Annotated in this window: 14 protein-coding genes; 6 read left to right on the forward strand and 8 right to left on the reverse strand. The window is 72.4% G+C overall.

Annotated elements, in window-relative coordinates; translation table 11 throughout:
* Window positions 1–113 precede the first annotated feature (113 nt).
* Entirely contained in the window at window positions 114–3251 is a 3138-nt protein-coding gene (gene addB, locus HNR51_RS04195) for a double-strand break repair protein AddB (RefSeq protein WP_182554074.1), read from the forward strand.
* Window positions 3248–6691 carry a double-strand break repair helicase AddA gene (gene addA, locus HNR51_RS04200; protein WP_182554075.1) on the forward strand — a complete coding sequence of 1148 codons (3444 nt, stop codon included), beginning with the start codon at window positions 3248–3250 and terminating at the stop codon, window positions 6689–6691. Before addB ends, addA begins: the two co-directional genes overlap by 4 nt.
* Before the next feature lie 56 nt (window positions 6692–6747).
* Here the strand turns inward: addA and HNR51_RS04205 are convergent, their stop codons facing one another.
* Window positions 6748–8046: a PQQ-dependent sugar dehydrogenase gene (locus HNR51_RS04205; protein ID WP_012456649.1), complete on the reverse strand. Its 1299-nt coding sequence runs from the start codon at window positions 8044–8046 to the stop codon at window positions 6748–6750.
* Window positions 8047–8365: 319 nt separating this feature from the next.
* On the opposite strand from HNR51_RS04205, the gene trxA reads away from it, so the two are divergent.
* Window positions 8366–8686 (forward strand): thioredoxin, encoded by a 321-nt coding sequence (gene trxA / locus HNR51_RS04210; protein WP_012456650.1) that lies wholly within the window; start codon window positions 8366–8368, stop codon window positions 8684–8686.
* A gap of 173 nt (window positions 8687–8859) precedes the next feature.
* Here the strand turns inward: trxA and HNR51_RS04215 are convergent, their stop codons facing one another.
* From HNR51_RS04215 to HNR51_RS04240, 6 genes are all read right to left on the reverse strand, one after another.
* The gene (locus HNR51_RS04215; RefSeq protein WP_012456651.1) at window positions 8860–9768 is read right to left on the reverse strand and encodes an outer membrane protein; all 909 of its coding nucleotides are present in this window, start codon (window positions 9766–9768) and stop codon (window positions 8860–8862) included.
* 583 nt (window positions 9769–10351) lie between these two features.
* Entirely contained in the window at window positions 10352–11677 is a 1326-nt protein-coding gene (locus HNR51_RS04220; RefSeq protein ID WP_012456652.1) for a bifunctional folylpolyglutamate synthase/dihydrofolate synthase, read from the reverse strand.
* Between the two features lie 32 nt (window positions 11678–11709).
* On the reverse strand, window positions 11710–12630 hold the full coding sequence (gene accD / locus HNR51_RS04225; RefSeq protein WP_012456653.1) for an acetyl-CoA carboxylase, carboxyltransferase subunit beta: 921 nt from the start codon (window positions 12628–12630) through the stop codon (window positions 11710–11712).
* A gap of 126 nt (window positions 12631–12756) precedes the next feature.
* On the reverse strand, window positions 12757–13593 hold the full coding sequence (gene trpA / locus HNR51_RS04230; protein WP_182554076.1) for a tryptophan synthase subunit alpha: 837 nt from the start codon (window positions 13591–13593) through the stop codon (window positions 12757–12759).
* Between the two features lie 169 nt (window positions 13594–13762).
* Window positions 13763–14722, reverse strand: coding sequence for an NAD(+) diphosphatase (gene nudC / locus HNR51_RS04235; RefSeq protein WP_182554077.1), 960 nt, complete (start codon window positions 14720–14722; stop codon window positions 13763–13765).
* A 10-nt stretch (window positions 14723–14732) separates the two neighbouring features.
* Window positions 14733–15149, reverse strand: a complete 417-nt coding sequence (locus HNR51_RS04240) for an HIT domain-containing protein (protein ID WP_141953971.1) — start codon at window positions 15147–15149, stop codon at window positions 14733–14735.
* A gap of 171 nt (window positions 15150–15320) precedes the next feature.
* On the opposite strand from HNR51_RS04240, the gene HNR51_RS04245 reads away from it, so the two are divergent.
* Both HNR51_RS04245 and HNR51_RS04250 read left to right on the forward strand, forming a co-directional pair.
* Complete coding sequence (locus HNR51_RS04245) at window positions 15321–16373, forward strand: HD-GYP domain-containing protein (RefSeq protein ID WP_182554508.1); 1053 nt, start codon at window positions 15321–15323, stop codon at window positions 16371–16373.
* 172 nt (window positions 16374–16545) lie between these two features.
* Entirely contained in the window at window positions 16546–18249 is a 1704-nt protein-coding gene (locus HNR51_RS04250; RefSeq protein ID WP_182554078.1) for a DEAD/DEAH box helicase, read from the forward strand.
* Window positions 18250–18521: 272 nt separating this feature from the next.
* Here the strand turns inward: HNR51_RS04250 and HNR51_RS04255 are convergent, their stop codons facing one another.
* Window positions 18522–19442 carry a hypothetical protein gene (locus HNR51_RS04255; protein WP_182554079.1) on the reverse strand — a complete coding sequence of 307 codons (921 nt, stop codon included), beginning with the start codon at window positions 19440–19442 and terminating at the stop codon, window positions 18522–18524.
* Between the two features lie 512 nt (window positions 19443–19954).
* Here HNR51_RS04255 and HNR51_RS04260 point away from each other — a divergent pair.
* Complete coding sequence (locus HNR51_RS04260; RefSeq protein WP_012456660.1) at window positions 19955–21475, forward strand: ATP-binding protein; 1521 nt, start codon at window positions 19955–19957, stop codon at window positions 21473–21475.
* Window positions 21476–21477: the final 2 nt, after the last annotated feature.

Genomic DNA, 21477 nt, shown 5'->3' on the forward strand with positions numbered 1-21477 from the left:
GAACGGCGGGTGGGCCGGCCGAGACCGGCGCCCGCCGCTTTTCGAAAGCCTTCACCATCTTGCCCTCAGGTGGTCGCCCCCGACCACAGCGCGTCAGGTTTCAAGCGTCGAGCATGTCCGCGACCGCCGCTCCCCGCGTCTTCACGATTCCCCCCGGCGCGCCGTTCCTGCCGACGCTGGCGGATGCCCTCGTGTCCGGTCGGCTGGTCGGCGCGGTCGGCCACGATCCGTTCGCGCTCGCCTCTGTCACCCTCTACCTGCCGACGCAGCGCGCGGTGCGCGCCCTCTCCACGGTGCTGGCGCAGCGCCTCGGCGGGGCGGCTTTGCTGCCGCGGATGATCCCCCTGGGCGAGGCCGACGAGGCGGAACTCGATCTCTCGGCCAGCACCCTGCTCGACACGCCCGAGGATCTGCTGCACCCCTCGATCCCTGCGCTGGAGCGCCGGCTGATCCTGGCCCGCCTCGTCCAGAAATGGGCCGAGACGGTGGACCGCGAGTTGCTGCCCATCGACGACGAGGTGCCCTTCCTCGTTCCCTCCTCCCCCGCCGATGCGGTGGCGCTCGCCGCCGACCTCGAGGGGCTGATGGATGCGCTCACCGTCGAGGGCCTGCCCTGGAGCGAGATCGCCTCCGCCGTCGAGGCCGAGCATTCGCGCTATTTCCGCCTCACCCTCGATTTCCTCAGGATTGCCGCCGAGCACTGGCCCGAGATCCTCGCCGCCCGCTCGCTCGCCGACCCCACCGCCCGCGCCCGCCGCCTCGTCCTGGCCGAGGCCGACCGGCTCACGCGCGACCGGCCGGACGATCCGGTGATCGTGGCCGGTTCCACCGGCTCGGTGCCCGCCACCGCCCGGCTGATCGCCGCGGTGGCGCGCCTGCCCCGCGGCGCCGTGGTGCTGCCGGGGCTCGACCTGCATCTCGACGAAGAGGGCTGGGAGGCGATCGATGGCGCCGGCGGCACGCGGGACGAGATCGCCCACGGCCACCCGCAGGCGATCCTGCGGGCGCTGACCGGGCGGACGGGGCTCGCCGTCGCGCGCGGCGAGGTCGAGACGCTCGGCACGCTGTCGCCCGAGGCGGTGGCCCGGGAAAGGCTGCTGTCGCAGGCCCTGCGCCCGGCCGAGACCACCGACGCCTGGGCCCGGCTCGATGCGGCCGAGCGGCTGGCGCTCGCACACGAGGGCATGGAAGGCCTCGCCGTGGTCGAGGCGGCGGACGAGCGCGAGGAGGCGCTGGTCGCCGCGCTGGCCCTGCGCGAGACCCTGGAGACGCCCGGCGCCACCGCTGCCCTCGTCACCCCCGACCGGGGGCTGGCGCTCCGGGTCTCCGCCGAACTCGCCCGCTGGGGCATCGCGGCGGAGGATTCGGCGGGCCTGAGCCTGGCCCGTTCGCAAGCAGGCCGCTTCGCCCGGCTCGTCGCCGAACTCGCCGCCGAGGTGGCACCGGCCCGCGTCATCGCGCTGCTCGCCCACCCCTTCGTCCGGCTCGGGCTCACCCGCAGCGAGGTCGTGCGCGCCGCCGCCGCCCTGGAGATCGGCGGCCTGCGCGGTCCCGCCCCGATCCCGAAGAACAGTTTCGACGGCATGCGCGCCGCGGTCGCCCTGCAGCGCAACGCCACCGAGCGGGTGCCGCGGGCCAAGAAGCGCCTCAAGGCGATCGACTGGGATCTCTCTGAGACCATCCTCGACCGGCTGGAGATCGCCCTCGATCGCTTCCGCACCGACCTCCAGCCCGCCATCGGCAACCTCGTGGCGCTGGCCGCCCTCCACCGCGAGGCCTGCGAGCGGATGATGGGCGGGGCGGAGGCGGAGGAGGAGATCGACGACCCCTCCCTCGACACCCTCGACGGGCTGTTCGACGATCTCGAATCGGCCGAGCAGGAGGCGCTGCCGGGCCGCTTCTCCGATTACGCCGCCTTCTTCACCGCGCTCGCCCGCGATCGCACGGTGGCCTGCGCCCAGCGCGACGCGCATCCGCGCCTGCGCATCCTCGGGCCGCTCGAAGCGCGCCTGCTCTCCGTCGACCGCATCGTGCTCGGCGGGCTCGACGAGGCAGTCTGGCCGGTGCGCCAGACCACGGACGCCTTCCTCAACCGGCCGATGCGCGGAGAAGTGGGCCTGAGCCCGCCCGAGCGGCGGATCGGACAGGCCGCCCACGACTTCGTGCAGGGCCTGGGCATCCACGACGCCGTGGTGACCCGCGCGGCCAAGCGCGAGGGCTCGCCGACCGTGCCCTCGCGCTTCCTCCAGCGCCTGCGCGCCTTCGGCGGCGACGCGGTCTGGGCCGGGGCCATCGCCCGCGGGCAGCGCCTGCGCGGGCTCGCCGCGCGGCTCGACCGCGGTCGGGAGGCGCCGCCGCCGCGCCTGACAAGGCCCGCGCCGAAGCCCGATCCCGCGCTGTTCCCGTCGCGCCTCAGCGTCACCGAGATCGAGACGCTGGTGCGCGACCCCTACTCGATCTTCGCGCGGCACATCCTGGGGCTGGAGGCGCTGGAGCCGATGGCGGTGGTGCCCGGCGCGGCCGAGCGCGGCAGCCTGATCCACAAGATCCTCGGCGACTTCTCGCAGGCCCATCCCGGCCCGCTGCCGGCGGATGCGGAGACGCTGCTCTACGCCATCGCGCTCGACGCCTTCGGCCCGCTCCAGGACCAGTATCCGGAACTCTACGCCGAGTGGTTCCCCCGCTATGAGCGGATGGCGGTCGCCTTCCTCGAATGGGAGGCGAGCCAGCGGCAGGGCCTGCACGCCATCCATGCGGAGCGATCCGGCAAGCTCACCATCCCGCTCGGCGAGCGGACCTTCACCCTCTCGGCCCGCGCCGACCGCATCGAGGTCCGCGCCGACGGCGGCTACTGCATCGTCGACTTCAAGACCGGCACCCCGCCGAGCAACCGCACGGTCTTCGCCGGCTTCTCGCCCCAGCTCACCCTCGAGGCGGCGATGCTGATGCACGGCGCCTTCGAGGGGCTGAAGGCGGCTTCCGCCCCGGATCTCCTCTATGTCCATGCCTCGGGCGGACGTGAGCCGTTCCGGCCGATACCCGTGAAGGCCCCACCGGGTGACGCGCGGGCGGTGGAGGCCATCGTCGAGGAGCATCTGGAGCGCCTGCGCGGGCTCATCGCCCGCTACATGACCGGCGAGGCCGCCTATCCGTCGCGCCCCTACCCGCAATATGTGCGCGCCTACAACGAGTACGACCATCTCGCCCGCGTGCTCGAATGGTCGCTGGCGGGCGAAGGAGAGGCCGCGTGAACGCCCCGCTGACCGGCTTCACCGTCGATGACCTGACCAAGGCGGCCCAGCGCCGGGCGGCGGACCCGCGCCTCTCGGCCTGGGTCTCGGCCAATGCGGGAGCGGGCAAGACCAAGGTGCTCACCGACCGGGTGCTGCGCCTGCTCCTCGACGGGGCGCCGCCCGGCCGCATCCTCTGCCTCACCTTCACCAAGGCGGCGGCCGCCAACATGTCGATCCGCGTGTTCCAGCGCCTCGGCCGCTGGGTGACGCTGGACGACGCGGCGCTGACCGCCGAACTCATCGAACTCACCGGCGAGCGGCCGGCCCGCGACACCCTGCGGCTCGCCCGCCGCCTGTTCGCCCGCGCCGTCGAGACGCCGGGCGGCCTCAAGATCGAGACCCTGCACGCGCTCTGCGAGCGGCTGCTGCACATGTTCCCGTTCGAGGCCAACGTGCCGGCCCGCTTCGTCGTGCTCGACGACAACCAGTCGCGCGAGGCGTTCGAGATCGAGACCGACAACGTGCTCGCCGACGCGTTCCTCGGCAACGATCAGACGCTCTCCGACGCGTTCGCCGTCGTGGGCGCGGAAGCCTCCGGCGATACCCTGCGCGAGGCGATCCGCGCCGCCATGCGGACCCGCGCCCTGTTCTCCGACCATCGCGCCCTGGAGCCGGCGCTCGCCCGCCTGCCCCGCGCGCTGGCGCTCGCGGACGGCGCCAGCGTCGAGACCATCGAGAGGGCGATCCTGGAGGGCAGCACGCTGGGCGACTGGCGCGCGGTCGCGGGCCGGCTGCGCACCGGCAAGGCCACGGACGAGCGGCTCGCCGACGGGCTCGTGGAGGCGGACGCCGCCCTCGAAGCGGGCAAGGCCCTGGCGCCCTACCGCTCGGTCTTCTTCACCGACAAGGACGAGCCGCGGGCGGCGAAGTCGTTCGGCACCAAGGCGGTGCCGGAGGAGGTGAAGCAGGCGCTCCTCGACGAGCAGGCCCGGCTGATCCCGCTCTTCGACAGCTTGCGCGCCGCCCGCGCGCTCGCCCGGACGCAGGGGCTGTTCCGGCTGGCGGCCGAGATCCACCGCCGGGTCGAGGCGCAGAAGACGCGGCTCGGCGCCCTCGATTTCGACGACCTGATCCACAAGACCCTCGACTTGCTCTCGCGGGTCGGCGCCTCCTGGGTCCTGTACAAGCTCGACCGCGGCGTCGATCACGTCCTCGTCGATGAGGCGCAGGACACCAACCCGCAGCAATGGGAGATCCTGCGCACGCTCACCGCCGAGTTCGCAGCGGGCGAAGGCGCGCGGGGCCTGACCCGCACCCGCTTCGCCGTGGGCGATCCCAAGCAGTCGATCTACAGCTTCCAGGGTGCCGACCCGCGGGAGTTCGAGCTGACCCGCCGCGCCTGGGAGCGGGCGGCGAAAGGCGCGGAACTCGACTTCGCCGATGTCAGCCTGCGGCTGTCCTTCCGCACCGCGAGCCACGTGCTCGCCGCGGTCGATGCGGTGTTCCGCGTGCCGGAGCACTTCGCCGGCCTCTCCTTCGAGGCCGGCACGCCGGGCACCGTGCACGCCTCCGCCCGGGCCGGGGTGCCCGGCGCGGTCGAATTGTGGGGCATCGAGGAGCCGGCGGAGGCCGAGGAGCCCGATGCCTGGGCCGCGCCCGTCGATGCGCTCGAGCCCAACGCTCCGGCCATCGTCACGGCGCGCCGCATCGCCCGCGCGGTCAAGGCCTGGACGACCCGGGGCGATGCCTGCGGCCGGGTCTGGCGGCCCGGCGACGTGCTGATCCTCGTGCGCAAGCGCTCGGCTGCCTTCGAGGAGGTGATCCGCGCGCTCAAGGGGCTCGGCGTTCCGGTGGCGGGTCAGGATCGGCTGGAGGTCGCCGGGCACATCGCCGTGCTGGACCTCGTTGCGGTCGGCCGCGCCGGGCTTCTGCCCGCCGACGACCTGACGCTCGCCACCGCCCTCAAGACGCCGCTGGTCGGGCTCACCGACGACGACCTCACCCGGATCTGTGCCCGCCGCCCGTTCTCCGAGACGCTGGAGGATGCGCTGACCCGCCACGCGGAGGCCGGCGATGCGGCGGCGATCCGCGGCCTCGCGGCGCTGCGGCTGTGGATCCGCCTCGCGGCGGAGAACGGCCCCTTCGGCTTCTACGCCGCCCTGCTCGGCCCGCATGGCGGGCGCAGCCGGCTGGTGGCGCGGCTCGGCGGCGAGGCGGGCGACGCCATCGACGTGTTCCTCGCCCAGGCGGCCGAGGCCGAGACCGGGGGCGACGCCCCCTGCCTCGAAGCGTTCCTGGCCGATTACGTGGTGCGGCCCGGCCGCGGCAGGAGCGGCCTCTCGGTCAAGCGCGACCTGGAGGCCGGCCGCGACGAGGTGCGGGTGATGACGGTGCACGGCGCCAAGGGCCTGGAGGCGCCGGTCGTCGTCGTCATCGACGGCTGCGAGCCGCTCGGCCGCAACGATCCGCCGCTGCTCGGCCTCGACCCCGCCGCCGACGGCCCGCTGCCGCCGGTCTGGACCGGGGGACGCACCCAGGATTGCGCGGCGACGCTGGCCGCCCGCTCCGCCCTCCAGGCGCGGGCGCGCGAGGAGCATAACCGCCTGCTCTACGTCGCCATGACCCGGGCCGCCGACCACCTCGTCATCGCCCCCTATCGCGGGGCGACGCGGGAGACGCCGGCCTCATGGTGCGAGATGGTCCGCATCGGCCTGGAGCGGGGGTTGGGGCCCGGCGAGGCGATCGAGACCGAGCACGGGCCGATCACGATCTGGCGCGACGGCTCGGCCGCGTCGCTGGCCGCGGCGGCGGAGGCCACGGCCCTGCCGGAGCCCGAGGCGGTGCCGGACTGGCTGTTCTCGAACGCCGCGCCGGAGGCCGAGGCGGCGCCCCCGCTGAGTCCCTCGGGCGCCCTCGGTGCCGCGGACGGGCAGCGCCAGCCGCAGCGCCGCCTGGGGGATGCCGAGGCGCGCCGCCGCGGTGCCCTGGTCCACGCGCTCCTCGAACACCTGCCGCGGATCGAGCCGGCCCGCCGCGCCGAGGCTGCCGAGCGCTTCACCCGCGCCCGGGCGCCGGCCCTGGGCGAGGGCAAGCGCACGGATCTCGTGCGCTCCGTGCTGCGGCTGATCGAGGCGCCGGACCTCGCTCCGCTCTTCTCGGCGCAGGCACGGGCCGAGGTGGCGCTCTCGGGTCGGATCGTGGTGGACGGCGTGGAACGCGACGTCACCGGCCGGATCGACCGCCTCGTCGTCGAGGACGGCCGGGTGATCCTGTGCGACTTCAAGACCGGCCGCCCGCCCGCGGACGACGCGCCGCTTCCCGAGCGCGAGGCGGCGCAGGTCGCCCTCTACGCCCGGCTCGCCGCAGCGATCTGGCCGGATCACGCGATCACCGCCCTGCTGGTCTGGACCTCGGGGCCGGTGGTGCGGCGGGTGGAGGGATCGCGGCTCGGGCTCTGATCGGCCCCCTCTCCCCGCCCGGTGGGGAGAGAGGAGGCCGCTGCGGGTCTGGTGTCTCAGCTGCTCTTCTTCGGCGTCAGCTTGACGATCTGGCCGTCATCCTCGGTCACGGCGTAGACGGCGCCGTCCGGGCCGACCTTCACGTCGCGCACTCGGTGCTCCAGCGGGATGCGCTCCTCGGTCACGACCTTGTCGCCGTCGAGCTTGAGCACGACGAGGCCGGTGCTGACGAGGCCGCCGATGAGGAACTGGTTCTTCCAGGCCGGGAACGCGTCCTTGTCGTAGAACGCCATCCCCGACGGGCCGATCACCGGATCCCAGTAATAGACCGGCTGCACCGTGCCGCCGGCCTGGGTCTGGCCGTCGCCGATCTTCTCGCCGGAATACTCGATGCCGTAGGTCACCACCGGCCAGCCGTAGTTGAGGCCGGGGCGCGGGCGGTTCAGCTCGTCGCCGCCGCGGGGGCCGTGCTCCACGGTCCAGAGCCGGCCCTGTCCATCGAGGGCGGCGGCCTGCACGTTGCGGTGGCCGTAGGACCAGATCTCGGGCTTGGCCTTCTCGCCGCCGGTGAAGGGGTTGTCCTTCGGCGCGTTGCCGTCGGTGTCGATGCGGAAGACCTTGCCGAGCCCGCTGGTCAGATCCTGCGCTTGCCCGCGGGTCTGCTTGTCGGAGCGCTCGCCCACCGTGACGAACAGCTTGCCGTCCGGCGCGAAGACGAGGCGCGAGCCGAAATGCTTGTCGCCGTCATAGGTCGGCATCTGGCGGAAGATGACCTTGACGTCCTCGAGCCGCGCCTTCCCGTCGCTCTCGACCAGCTTGGCCTTGGCGACCGTGGTGCCGTTGCCCTTGTCGCGCGGCTCGCTGAAGCTGAAATAGATCGTGCGGTCGGCGGCGAAGCTCGGGCTCAGCGCAACGTCGAGCAGACCGCCCTGCCCCTTCGCATCGACCTTCGGCACGCCCGCCACCGGCTGGCCCACCGTACCGTCCTTGGCGACCAGCCGGATCTTGCCGGCCTTCTCGGTCACGATCATCCGCCCGTCGGGCAGGAACTCCATCGCCCAGGGGCTGTCCAGGCCCTTCACCGCCACCGCGGTCTCGACCTCGGTCTTCTGGGCCGGCTCCGGCGCGCGGGTCTGGTTGGGCAGGAGCGGCTTGTACTCGGTGTTCGGCGGCTCCTTCTCGGCGATCGAGGTGCCGGCGCTCGGTGCGGCCGGCGCCTGGAACGATTCGCCCTGAACGCGCGGCGCGCGCGTGTCCTCGCCGCCGCCCTGCCCGGACGGCGCTTGCGCGAAGGCGGAGGCATCGAGGCCGAGGGCCGCGACGGTGGCGAGCAGAAGGGAAAGAGTGCGCGTCACGTCGATTGATCCTTGTGCGGGTCGCCGATCCTGCCCGCCAAATGGGGCGCGGGCGGCGCACGGCGAGGGTCGCACCGCCGCAGGCATCGCGGAGTCGAGACAGAGCCGCGGATCTGCGAGGGGATTGCGGGGACGAGCGCGGCCGATCCCATGTGGCTTCGGCGCATCAGACCCGCGGGCGGAGCGGGATGCCTTGACCGGGCGGCGGGGCGTCGCCAATTCTCCGCTCACCGTGAGGCGCCGAACCCGCTCCCCGGTGCCCTCCACGCAAGGGGCCTTCCATGCACCCGCGTGGGACCGCGTGTCGAAAGGACGTACGATGGCGACCGTGAAAGTGACCGATGCGAGCTTCGAGCAGGACGTTCTGCAGTCCGCCGAGCCCGTCGTGGTGGATTTCTGGGCGGAGTGGTGCGGGCCGTGCCGGCAGATCGGCCCGGCGCTGGAGGAGATCTCCGTCGATCTTCAGGGCAAGGTGAAGATCGCCAAGGTCAATGTCGACGAGAATCCCGGCATCGCCTCGACCTACGGCATCCGCTCGATCCCGACGCTGATGATCTTCAAGGACGGCAAGCTCGCCAGCCAGAAGGTCGGCGCTGCGCCCAAGGGCGACCTCTCCCGCTGGATCCAGGCGAGCGCCTGACGCGCCGCCCGATCCGGGCCGCATCATCCGAGACAGCCCGGCCGCGAGGCCGGGCTTTTTTCATGCCCGCGTCCCGCCCGGCTGCACCCGTCCGCGACGATCCCAAACGCAAGAAGCCCGGCCTTGCGGCCGGGCTCCCTGGTTTCGAGACCCTGTTTTATGAACGGTTCGGCTTAGTAGCTGCCGAACTTGTAGTTCAGGCCGGCGCGGATGACGGCGAAGTCGTTGTCGCGGCGGGCGGTGTTGTTCAGGATGGTCGAGGGCGAGATCGGGCCGGCCGCGGTCAGCGGGGTCGCGGTCACGATGGTGCCGTTGGCGTTGGCGAAGCCGTAGCGGCTGTTGTTGCCATCGAAGTTCACGTACAGACCTTCGACCTTGATCGTCACCGCCGAGGAGCGGAAGAAGTTCAGGAACGAGTCGGTCGGGAGCGCGTACTCGACACCACCACCAGCGGCGTAGCCGGTCTTGAAGTCGTCGGTGTCGACGGCGCGGCCGCCACCGAAGCTGCCGTAGGCGAAGCCGCCGGTGCCGTAGAACAGGACGCGGTCGAAGGCGTAACCGATGCGGCCGCGGACGGTACCGAAGAAGTCGAGGCCCTGGAGACCGGTCGGGTTGATCAGGGTCACGCCCGGCTGCACGAAGGCGCCCGGGGTCACGGCGCAGGCGATGCCGCCGGTGCCGCAGAGGCCGTTACGGCCGAAGCGGCCGCCGAGGTCGGCGTACTGAGCGTCGGCTTCGATACCGATCACGACACCCGAGCCCGGGGTGAACTGATAGTTGTAGCCGATCTGACCACCGCCGACGAAGCCGTCGCTGCGGCCGCCGTTGTCGAAGGCGAAGCCGGCGATCGCGCCGACCGGACCGCCGACGACGCGCCGATCGATCGTGACGACCTGCGTCGGAGCCAGGGAGTCCTCGACGCCGAAGCCGTAACCGGCGTTGAAACCAGCGTAGAAACCGGTCCAGGTGAACACCGGAACGGGGGTGAAGACCGGCGGAGCGGCGCGGCGCGGCAGGTCGGCGGCGGTGGCCGCGGCGGTCATCGCCGTGAAGGCGGCGAGAGAGGTGAGAAGCTTCTTCATTTGTTGATCCCCAGCAGAAACCCTATCAACGGCAAGCTAGACCATTTCCCTGCACCGAGATGTAGCCGGCAGGACACACCCGCCGCGCGACAATCGAGCCGCAGGCGCCTGCAACCCCTTCCAGGCGGTGCCGAAAATCAGACTTGCGCAGCGCCGGCGCAGGCGTGGCGCATCGGCCACCAAGGTGAGGCCGCGCCGATCCCCTGCCCTTGCGTATCGCTGACGTTCATGCCGATCGATAGCAAGTAAAGATCATGCGCGGCGGTGTGGGGAACAGAATAGGGGTCGTTTTAGAGAGCGTTGCTGCCAGGGTGTGGTCGCCGGATCTGGTGTCTTCGCAGATCCGCACGGCTGCGAATGCGCTCACCTCCCCGCGGCGACGGGCATCTCTGCCGGCCGTAAGACCGAACTGATCGGACGGGACTTACCCCATAGGAGAGTCCGCCGCCGCGTTCACAGTCTGGTTACCCTGCAGGATCCGGCGGCGCGGACGCTCGACAGAGGGCCGGCGATCCTGTGTCCGGCGGTTGCTCCCGCCTCCGGGGGAGCGTCGGCGGCGATTCGGCATCGTCGCCGACGGGGATCAGACCGGGATCGTGCCGTTGGCTTCGAGCACGGCACCCGCCAGGTAGAGCGAGCCGCAGATCAGGACGCGGGGCGGACGGTCGAAGATCGTGTCCGACAGAGCCGCCAGCGCCGCCTCGACGCTCGGTGCCACCTCGGCAGGCAATCCGACCGTGCGGGCGATGTCCGCCACTTCCTCGGCGGGGCGCGCCGCCATCTGGCCGGTGATCGGCACGGCCACGAGGGAGCGGGCCAGCCCGACGAAGTTCTTCAGGAAGCCTTCCGCGTCCTTGGTGCCGAGCAGCCCGACGATCAGGACCAGGGGCGCGTCGCTGCGCTCGCCGAGATCGGCCATCGCGGCGGCAAGGATGCGTCCGCCATCGGCGTTGTGGCCGCCGTCGAGCCAGAGTTCGGCGTCCTTGGGCATCCGCTCGGCGAGCGCGCCGCGCACGAGGCGCTGGAGCCGGCCCGGCCAGTCGACGTTGCGCAGCCCCGCCTCGAGGGCCGCCGTGCCGATGTCGCCGAAGCCCGCCGCGCGCAAAGCCGCGATGGCGGTGCCGGCATTGGTGAGCTGGTGGCGCCCGGCGAGGCGGGGTCGGGGCAGGTCGAACAGGTCGGTCTCGTCTTGGTAGACAAGCCGTCCGCTCTCCTCGTGGACGGAGAAGTCCTGATTGCCGACGCGCACCGGCACCGCGCCGACCCGCTCCGCCTGGCGGCAGAGCACGGCGTCGGCCTGGGCGTAGTCCTGGGCGGCGATCACCGCCGGGCAGCCGCGCTTGAAGATGCCGGCCTTCTCCATCGCCACCGCCTCGACGGTGTCGCCGAGATATTCGGCATGGTCGCGCCCGATCGGCGTGACGACGGCGCAGGCCGGATGGTCGATGACGTTGGTGGCATCGACCCGTCCGCCGAGGCCGACTTCGAGCAGCAGCACGTCGGCGGGCGCCTCGGAGAACAGCAGAAGGGCGGCGGCCGTCGTGATCTCGAAGACGGTGATCGGATCGCCCTTGTTGGCCGCCTCGCAGCGGGCGAAGGCATCGGCGAGCCGGTCCTCGGCGACGTAATGGCCGCCGCCGATACCCCCTAGGCGGATGCGCTCATGGAAGCGCACGAGGTGGGGCGAGGTGTAGACGTGGGCGGCCAAGCCCCCCGCCTCCAGAATCGCCCGCATGAAGGCGATGGTCGAGCCCTTGCCGTTGGTGCCGGCGACGTGGATCACCGGCGGCAGGCGCCGCTCGGGATGGTTGAGGGCCGCGAGCAGGCGCTCGATGCGCCCGAGCGACAGGTCGATCGTGCGCGGATGCAGGGCGAGGAAGCGCGCCATCAGCGCGTCGGAGGAGTCCATCTCGCGCGAAGACCTTCTGTCGCAGATCAATCTCAGGCCGCGTCCGGCACGGGCTCGGGGGCGACCGGCGTCGACGGCTTGCCGGCCGGCGTTTGCCGCACATCCATCAGCAGGCCGCAGAGACGGGTGATCGTCTCCTTGAGCTGGTGCCGGTGCACCACCTGATCGACCATGCCGTGCTCGCGCAGGTACTCGGCCCGCTGGAAGCCGTCGGGCAGCTTTTCGCGGATCGTCTGCTCGATGACCCGCGGGCCGGCAAAGCAGATCAGCGCGCCGGGTTCGGCCAGATGCACGTCGCCGAGCATGGCGTAGGAGGCGGTGACGCCGCCGGTGGTCGGGTTGGTCAGCACCACGATATAGGGCAGCCGTGCGGCCCTGAGCCGGCGCACGGCGACCGTGGTGCGGGGCATCTGCATCAAGGAGAGGATGCCCTCCTGCATCCGCGCCCCGCCGGAAGCGGCGAACAGCACGTACGGGGTGCGCTTCTCCAGCGCGGTCTCGGCGCCGCGGACGAAGGCCTCGCCGCCGGCCATGCCGAGCGAGCCGGCCATGAAGCCGAATTCTTGCGCGGCGATCGTCATCGGCAGGCCGCCGACGCGGCCGAAGCCGATCTTGAAGGCGTCCGGCATGCCGGTCTTGGCCCGCGCCTCCTTGAGGCGGTCGGCGTAGCGCTTCTCGTCGCGGAACTTGAGCGGGTCGGCCGGCACCTCCGGCAGCGGCACGTCGATCCAGGTGCCTTCGTCGAACATCATCTTGAGGCGCGCCGCCGCGCTCATCTTGAGATGGTGCTCGGAGCCGGGGATCACCCAGTGATTCTGCTCGACTTCCTTATGGAAGACCATCTGGCCGGTGTCGGGGCACTTGATCCAGAGGTTTTCCGGCGTCTCGCGCTTGAACAGCGTCTTGATCCGGGGGCGCACCACCTCCGAAATCCAGTTCATCGGCTCGACCATGGCGTCGAATTCCTCGTCTGACCGCGTTCTCTTGCCACGCTGATATCGGATGACCGCCGCCCCGATGCCAAGGAGCGGTCCGAAAAGGACACTCCCCCGGCGCGGGGCGCGGCGGATTGAAGAGGCTCAGGAGCCCGTCTTGACGGTGCTGCGCACGCCCTCTGACAGCTCGCGCACGAGGGCGGCGACCGCTTCCACCGTGCCGCTGCCGGCCCGGTCGCCGGGCTCCAGGCTGCGGGCCAGGGCATCGACCAGGGCGGAGCCCACCACCACGCCGTCGGCGCCGCGGGCGATCTCGGCGGCGTGCGCGCCGGTCCTGACGCCGAAGCCGACGACGACGGGCAGGTCGGTCTGCGCCGCGATCCGGCCGACCGCCTGCGAAACCTTACCGAAATCGGGCGTCGCCGTGCCGGTCACGCCGGTGATCGACACGTAGTAGACGAAGCCCGCCGTGTTCGCGAGCACCGCCGGCAGGCGCGCCGCGTCGGTGGTGGGCGTCGCGAGGCGGATGAAGGCGAGGCCCTTCTCGCGGGCCGGCAGGCAGAGTTCCTCGTCCTCCTCCGGCGGCAGATCGACGACGATGAGGCCGTCGATGCCGGCGGCCTGGGCATCCTCGAGGAAGCGGGGCACGCCGTAGGTGTGGATCGGGTTGTAGTAGCCCATCAGCACCACGGGGGTCCGGTCGTCGCCCTCGCGGAAGCGGCGGACGAGGGCGAGGGTGCCGCGCAGGTCCTGGCCCGCCTTCAGCGCCCGCAGGCCCGCCGCCTGGATCGCCGGCCCATCGGCCATGGGATCGGTGAACGGCAGGCCGAACTCGACGATGTCGGCCCCCGCCTTCGGCAGGGCTTCGAGCACCTTGAGCGAGGTTTCCGGATCGGGATCGCCCGCCATCACGTAGGTGACGAGGGCGGCGCGCCCCTCCGCGCGGCAGCGGGCGAAGGCGGCATCGATGCGGGCGGTCATGGTTCTCGCTCCCGGCGGCACGTCCGGCCTTGAGGCCCGGGGCACGGAATCCCCGAGCCGGGTCGCCGTGCAGGGCCCGGCTTCCCTGGCCAATGTTCCGGCCAACTCCCGGCCAAGTGGGGGCGCCTACACCATCCGCTCGCGTCCGTGAAGCGCGGGCGCGCCGGGCTTACGCCGCGGGACCCGGCGCGGGGCCGATGAGGCCGTCGATCCAGTCGCGCAGCAGCAGGTGGGCGATGGCGGTGGCCGGCGGCACGGTCAGGCCCTCGGGATGGTCGCCCGCGATCATCCGCACCACCTCGGCGCGCGAGAACCAGCGCGCATCCTCCAACTCGTCCGGATCGGTCCGGATGTCCTCCGAGACGGCCTCCGCCACGCAGCCGAGCATCAGCGAGGCCGGGAACGGCCAGGGCTGCGAGGCATGATAGGCCACGGCCCCGACCGCGATGCCGGTCTCCTCCCGGGTCTCGCGGCGCACGGCGTCCTCGACCGTTTCGCCGGGCTCGATGAAGCCGGCGAGGCACGAATACATCCCCGGCTTGAAGTGCGGGCCACGCCCGAGCAGGCAGGCCTCGCCCCGCCGCACCAGCATGATCGCCACCGGATCGGTGCGGGGGAAATGGTGCAGCCCGCATCCAGCGCATTCCCGGCGGAAGCCTCCGGCGGTGAGGGTGGTCGGGTTGCCGCAATTGCCGCAGAAGCGGTGCCGCGCGTGCCAGGCCAGCAGCGACTTGGCGGTGGCGACGAGCCCCTGCTCCTCGCGGACGACCGCGCCCTCGGCGGCGAGCGCCCGCAGGTCGAGGGCGCGATAGTCGGGCTCCGGGAACAGGGCTGCGTCGTCTCCGGGGATCGCGCCGGCGAAGACCGGCCGCCCCTCGACCCGGCCGAGGAAGATCTCGACTGCGCGCGCCCCCGTCCGCTCCGCTTCCTCGGGCGTCAGCAGGGCTGTCCCGAGCGCCGCGGGGGCGGCGCGCAGGATCACCGCCTCCCCCGCCATCAGCACGAGGCGGGCGTCGGGGCCGGCGCCCGAGAGGGAGGGGGCACCGCTGAATTCGGCGGAGTGACGCACGAGGCGGCTCGCGACGTAGGCGAGCGCGTCCCGGCCGGTGGTGTCGGGCGAGCCGGTCATGTCGGGCGCCTCACGCGGCCAGGAACAGGGTGGCGGCCCGTTCGAGCAGGGCGGCACGGGCATGCGGCGGATAGGGCTTCCGCTCGCCGACGCCCCAGACGGGGCCGGGCCAAGCGGGGTCGGAGCGGAAACGGGCCACGACGTGGACGTGGAGCTGCGCCACCACGTTGCCGAGCGCTGCGACGTTCACCTTGTCCGGTTGGGCCAGCGCCTGCATCACTCGGACGGCGATGCGGATCTCCTCGAAGGCGAGGCTCGCCTCCTCCGGGGTGAGATCGGTGAGTTCGCTCAAACCCGGCCGCCGCGGCACCAGGATCAGCCACGGGAAGCGGGCGTCGTCCATCAGCAGGACGGAGCAGAGGGCGAGGTCGCCCACGGGGTGGGTGTCGGCGGCGAGCCGCGGATCGAGGGAGAAGGCGTCGGTCATGCGGGGGATCTAGCGCACCGGCCCGAAAAGTGGCGGCCGGTGTTCGGACCGGCCGCTCGCGGAGCCAGTGCTTTCGATCAGGGTCGGTTAACCCTATTCTGGCACGCAGGGGCGCAGCGATCGGGAGTCGGCAAGGCGGCGGGCCGTGCCGAGATCGCCGTGGATGACGCGATGACGGGCGGCGCGGAAGCAAGCGAGGAGGCGGTCGTCGCCATCGTGGCGGCGCGCACACCGGCTCCCCTCGTCCTGGCTCTGCGCGGGCAGCCCTTGAGCGCGAGCATCGTCGCGGTCTCGACCCATGTGATCGAGGATCTCGTCGCCGAAGCCCCCGCCGTGATCGTGGTGGAGGCCGAGCCCGAACGCTTCGATGCTCCGGCCCTGGTCCGCAGCCTGCGCGCGCAGGAGAGCCTCGCCCGCACGCCGGTCCTGCTGGTGGCCGGCGGCGACGCCCGCAGCCTGCGCCGGCTCGGCCGCGAGGCCGGCGCCACCGACGTGCTGCCCAAACCCTTCGACGCCCTCGAATTGCAGGATCGCGTCGGCGTGCTGATCGACCTCGCTCTGGCGCGCCGGGAGAACGACCGTCGCGCCCGCACGATGCGGCGCGATGCGGAGCAGGCCTCGGCGGAGGCCGTATCGCGCGAGCGCGAGCTGATCCGCCGCCTGATGCTGGCCGCCGAGTTTCGCGACGACCGGGCCGGGGACCACCTCACCCGCGTGGCCGGCTGCGTGATCGCAGTGGCCGAGGGGCTCGGCCTGTCCGCCGCGGAGGCCGACGACGTGGCGCTTGCCTCGACCATGCACGACATCGGCAAGATCGCGGTGCCCGACCACATCCTGATGAAGGCCGGCCCCCTCACGCCGGAGGAGTGGGACGAGATGCGCCAGCACGCGCTGCGCGGCTACCACATGCTGCATGACAGCCCCTCGCGCCTGCTCCAGATCGCCGCCGAGATCGCCCTCACCCACCACGAGCGCTGGGACGGCACCGGCTATCCTCGCGGCTTGCGGGGCGAGGAGATCCCCCGCTCCGGCCGCATCGTCGCGGTGGCCGACGTGTTCGACGCGCTGATTTCCGCCCGCAGCTACAAGCCGGCCTGGTCCCTGGAACGGGCGCGCGCCCATCTCGAGGCAGAGGCCGGCCGGCATTTCGATCCGGCCTGCGTCGCCGCCTTCCTCTCGCGCTGGGAGGACATCGTCGCCTTGGTGGAGGAGCAGGCGGCGTAGACATCCCATTCGCCGTCTTCCGGCGAAGGGCCGGCGCTGTTGCCGAGAAGACTCTGGCCCGCATGCAACGCCCCTACGCGGTGCGGGTAGTGGTCGGGGCGCCCGGTTGAGGCTAGAAGCGGCGCTTGATTCCGATCCGGTCGATCATCGCCGGTCCGAAGGCGCACCTCCCTTGCCATTTCCGTCTCTGCCCTCCCCCCTCGCCCGGGCGCTCACCGAGCGCAACTATGCCGAGCCGACCCCCGTCCAGCAGGCGGTGCTCGATGCCGCACCGGACCGCGACCTCCTCGTCTCGGCCCAGACCGGTTCGGGCAAGACCGTCGCCTTCGGTCTCGCCATCGCCGGCACGCTGCTCGGACCCGAGGAGGCTCTGCCGCCGCCGGCCGCGCCGCTCGCCCTCGTCATCGCCCCGACCCGCGAACTGGCGCTCCAGGTGCAGCGGGAGCTGACCTGGCTCTATGCGCAGACCGGTGCGCGCGTCGTCCCCTGCGTCGGCGGCATGGATCCGCGCCGCGAAGCCCGCGCGCTGGAGGGCGGCGTCCACATCGTCGTCGGCACCCCGGGGCGCCTGCGCGACCACATGGAGCGCGGCCGGCTCGTCACCGAGGGGCTGCGTGCGGTCGTCCTCGACGAGGCCGACGAGATGCTCGACATGGGCTTTCGCGAGGATCTCGAATTCATCCTGGCGGCCACCCCTGAGGACCGCCGCACCCTCCTGTTCTCGGCGACCCTGCCGAAGGCCATCGTCGCGTTGGCCGAGAGCTACCAGCGCGACGCCCTGCGCCTCGCGGTCGCCGGCGAGACGCGGGGGCACGCCGACATCGTCTACCGCGCCGTGCGGGTGATGCCCCGCGAGATCGAGCACGCCGTCGTCAACGTGCTGCGCTACGTCGATGCGCCGGTGGCGATCGTGTTCTGCAACACGCGCGACGGGGTGCGCCATCTCCAGGCCTCGCTGACCGAGCGCGGCTTCTCGGCCGTGGCGCTCTCGGGCGAACTCGGCCAGGGCGAGCGCAACGCCGCGCTCCAGGCCCTGCGCGACGGCCGTGCCCGGGTCTGCGTCGCGACCGACGTCGCCGCCCGCGGCATCGACCTGCCGGGCCTCGACCTCGTCATCCACGCCGACCTGCCGCACGACGCCGAGGTGATGCAGCACCGCTCCGGCCGCACCGGCCGCGCCGGCCGCAAGGGCACGAGCGTCGTGCTGGTGCCCCCCGCCCGGCGGCGGCGGGCCGAGCAGATGTTCGCCATCGCCAAGGTCAGCCCCGATTGGAGCGGCCCGCCGAACGCGGACGAGATCCGCACCCTCGACCGCGAGCGGATGATGTCCGACCCGCTGCTCGCCGAACCCGAGACGGAGGAGGAGCGCGAGTGGGAGCGGGACTGGGCCGAGGCGCTGATGGAGCGCTTCCCCCCGGAGCGCCTCGCCGCCGCCTTCGCCCGGCTCTACCGTTCGCGCATCCCCGTGCCGGAGGAGGTCAGCGATCCCGCCTACGAGACCAGCCGCCGCCCGGATTCGCGCAGCGGCGTCCCGGTCGGCGCTCCGCGGGTCGGCGAGGACGAGCCGGCGGCGTGGTTCCGGCTCAATCTCGGCCGCCGCGACCGGGCCGAGCCGCGCCGCCTGCTGCCGATGCTGACCCGTCGCGGGCAGATCGGCCGCGGCGACATCGGCGCGATCCGGATCTTCGACAACGAGACGACCTTCGAGGTGCGCGCCAGCGCCGCGGAGGATTTCGCGGCCGCCTTCGCCCGGCGCGGGTCGGCGGATGTCCGCGTCGAGCGGATGCAGGGGGACGGACCGGCGCCGGCCAAGGCGAAGAGCCCGCGCGCCCAGCGTCACCGCCGCGAGGCCTCCAAGTCGAGCCGCGGCGGCTGAGACGGCTTCCGCTGGATCAAAGCGGAGCCTGGCTCGGCGGGTCCACGCCGCGCTCGGGCGACGACCCGATCCGCCATCCCGAAGGGATCATGACGGGATCGATCGGATGTCGCTCGAGACGCCCGCTTCCGGTTCATCGGATCGGGCGCCGGCGCCGCCCCCGAACGGATCCGCCGGACAGGGTCGGAGACGTCGTTCCGCGTAAGCCGAGGCGGGCGACCCGATGAGGCCGTGTCCGGCTCGACCGAGCCGGACCGTCCGGCGGGCCGCCGCTACTCGCCGCCCGACTTGCCGCCGAGCAGGCCGCTCACGGCGGCGTCCCAGCCCTCGCGGATCTGGCGACCGCCGGGAATCTTGACGCCGAGCAGTTCCGGCTCGTCCGCCGCCTCCCTCGCCGGGCCGGCGGGCGCCTGCGCCGAGGCGGTCTGGGTCGGCCTCGGCTCCGCGGCGCGGTTGCGCGCAAACGGCGCGGGCTTGCGGGCGGGATCGATCTTGGCGGCCTCCGCCTTCTTCGCCGTCTCTTTGGCCGGCTCCTTGGCCGTTTCCTTGACAGCCTCCGCCTTGGCTTCGGGCCGTGACTTGATCTCGGCCTTGGCCTCGGTCCGAGCCGGCTCTGGCTTGGCCTTGGCCGCGGGCAGCGAGACGAACTGGGCTGGCTGCTCCGTCTTGGCCCGCACCGTCTCGCTCCGGCTGGGCGGAAGCGGAACCGCAACCTTCGTGGGAGTGACGGTCGCCGCAGTGCGCGCCGCGGCCGGAACCGTGGCGGCGGGCTCGATCGGCAGGGGCGCCCGGGCGGGCGCCGGCGGCGGGCTCTCGAGCGCCGCGGCCTGGACCTGTGCGGCGGGCAAGGCGACTGGGATCGCAGCGGGCATCGCGGCCGAGATTGCGGGCTCGGCGGCCGGCAGGCTCGCTTGGCGCGTTTCCCGACGCGTTTCGTTCGGCGGTCCAGCGGAGGACGGTGCCAGCGCCGGAACGCCGTCCTTCAGATCGGGCCATTGCGAGGCGACGGGCGCGATCCGCACCGGCCGGCTCCGCGGATCGGCGAGATCGGAGAAGAACGAGAACGCCCCGACGGCGAAGGCGAGGAGGGCGACGCTTCCCCCCGCGGCGCCGACGAGGACGGGCAGGCGCAGCCGCGACGGCGTCTGGCCCTCGGTGCGGCGCGTCTCGGACGGATGGATCGCCACCGACATGTGGCTGGCCTCTTGCACGTTGTACCCCTGCAACAACACGGCCTCGCCAATGCGGCGGCAAGATGTCCGAGCGGCCTGAACAGAATTCAGGCGCCGGCCATCCACACGAATCGGGCGGATTCTTCAAAGCGGCTGGGCCTGACCGGTCCGCGCGCGCCTCGGCCAAGTCTCCCGGCGATCTGTTCTCGTCCGGATCTTTTCTCGCAGGCGACCTTAACGGACCCGGTTTAACGGAGGGTGTAGCCGGGCCGGCGCGGCGCACCGCTTCCCAGCCGGGCTCATCCCCGATCGATCGACATCGCCGGTCAATCTAAGAGAAACATCAGTGTGCCGTGCGACCCTGCGGCGCGGCGTCGGCATGGACTTTCGTCCGGGGATCGGCCACGGTGCCGCCCGTGCCGAAACTGTAGAAATCTGAGCCTTTTATCCGATGTCGGCTTGCCGAAAAGTCCCGGGTCCGGTCGGCCCGCGGCGCCGTCGGCGGGCGGTGGCCTGATCGATCGCGAGGGCCCGTGCCGATTCCCGCCGCCACGCAACCGCCTCTGACGCCCGTGATGGCGCAACGCGCTGCCGATACCGACACGATGCAGGATCGTCCGGCCGCCGCCGCGCCGTTCTGGGCCGGCTGGCCGACGCGCACGCGCCTGATCCTGATCGTGCTCGCCATCGACATCGTCGCCGCGCTGGCCTCCTGCGGCGTGATCGTGCTCACCGCCCGCAGCGCGGTGAAGGTGGAGATGGCAGCCAGCCTCGCGACCGTCGAGCCGCTGGTGGCCGACACGATCCGCTCCCTGCGCAACCCGAATCCCGAGAGCGTGCTCCATTCCCTCGACCTGCGGTTCCAGGCCCTGCGCCACGTGCGAGTGACGATCCTCGACGCGGAGGGGCAGCGGGTCGGCCACGGCCCGGCCGACGGGAGGCGGGAGGTGCGCCAGGCCCCGCTCTGGTTCGTCCGCCTGATCGAGCCGGCACCGCGCCAGCATGACCTGCCGATCGTGGTGCGGGGCGAGCGGATCGGCACCGCCGCGATCACCACTCAGCCCCTCGACGAGATCGAGGAGGTCTGGGGCTATGCCCGCTCGCTGGCGCTCGCCAGCCTCGTCCTCAACCTCGCCGTGCTCGCCGCCCTCACCCTGGCGCTCGGGCGCATCCTGCGGCCGCTGGGCCGTCTCGCCGAGGGGCTGACCCGGCTGGAGCGGCACGATTACACCGCCCATCTCGACCCGCCCGCCTCCCGCGAGCTGGCGGTGATCGCCGAGCGCTTCAACCGCGTGGCCGGGGCGCTGTCCGAGGCGCGGGCCGCCAACGGCCGTCTCAACCGCCAGCTCCTGACGGCCCAGGACGACGAGCGCGCCCGCATCGCGCTCGAACTCCACGACGAGTTCGGGCCCTGCCTGTTCGCTCTGGAGGCGAACGCGGCCTCCGTCGCGCGGCTCGCCGCCATGCCGGGCGACATCGACCGCAGTCGGCTCGCGTCCCGAGCCGGCGACATCGGCAGCATCGTCGGCCAGGTCCAGACCCTCAACCGCGACCTCCTCAACCGCCTACGCCCGCACGGACTCGGCGAGGTGCCGCTCGCCGATTGCCTCAACCTGCTGCTGCGCGACTTCCAGCGGCGCCATCCCGAGACCGTCTTCAAGGGCGCGTTCGAGGGGCTGGCCCGCGGCTACGGCGACATCGTCGACCTCACCGTGTTCCGCTGCATCCAGGAGAGCAGCACCAACGCCGTGCGCCACGGCGCCGCCCGCCACGTCCGGGCAAGCGCGGCCGAGCAGACCGACGCGGCCGGCCTCACGACCCTGCGGGTGAGCGTCGAGGATGACGGCACCGGCATCACCCCCGGCCACCGTGTCGGCCTCGGCCTGTCGGGGATGCGCGAACGCGTCGAGGCGCTGGGCGGCCGCTTCAGCCTCGACACGGCGTCTCTTGACAACGGGGCCTCCGGAACCGTTGTCCGGATCACCCTACCGATCGATCCCGAGCGCGAGGACGGAGCGGTTCTGCCTCTCCCCGCCGCGCCGCAACCCAAGTGATG

This window comes from Methylorubrum thiocyanatum (assembly GCA_014138645.1).
Taxonomy (GTDB): domain Bacteria; phylum Pseudomonadota; class Alphaproteobacteria; order Rhizobiales; family Beijerinckiaceae; genus Methylobacterium; species Methylobacterium thiocyanatum.

Bases quoted from the DNA above. Each gene is read 5' to 3' on its own strand.
- addB (WP_182554074.1), top strand. From the start codon at position 114: ATGTCCGCGACCGCCGCTCCCCGCGTCTTCACGATTCCCCCCGGCGCG.
- trxA (WP_012456650.1), top strand. From the start codon at position 8,366: ATGGCGACCGTGAAAGTGACCGATGCGAGCTTCGAGCAGGACGTTCTG.
- HNR51_RS04215 (WP_012456651.1), bottom strand. From the start codon at position 9,768: ATGAAGAAGCTTCTCACCTCTCTCGCCGCCTTCACGGCGATGACCGCC.
- HNR51_RS04220 (WP_012456652.1), bottom strand. From the start codon at position 11,677: ATGGACTCCTCCGACGCGCTGATGGCGCGCTTCCTCGCCCTGCATCCG.
- accD (WP_012456653.1), bottom strand. From the start codon at position 12,630: ATGGTCGAGCCGATGAACTGGATTTCGGAGGTGGTGCGCCCCCGGATC.
- trpA (WP_182554076.1), bottom strand. From the start codon at position 13,593: ATGACCGCCCGCATCGATGCCGCCTTCGCCCGCTGCCGCGCGGAGGGG.
- nudC (WP_182554077.1), bottom strand. From the start codon at position 14,722: ATGACCGGCTCGCCCGACACCACCGGCCGGGACGCGCTCGCCTACGTC.
- HNR51_RS04240 (WP_141953971.1), bottom strand. From the start codon at position 15,149: ATGACCGACGCCTTCTCCCTCGATCCGCGGCTCGCCGCCGACACCCAC.
- HNR51_RS04245 (WP_182554508.1), top strand. From the start codon at position 15,321: ATGACGGGCGGCGCGGAAGCAAGCGAGGAGGCGGTCGTCGCCATCGTG.
- HNR51_RS04255 (WP_182554079.1), bottom strand. From the start codon at position 19,442: ATGTCGGTGGCGATCCATCCGTCCGAGACGCGCCGCACCGAGGGCCAG.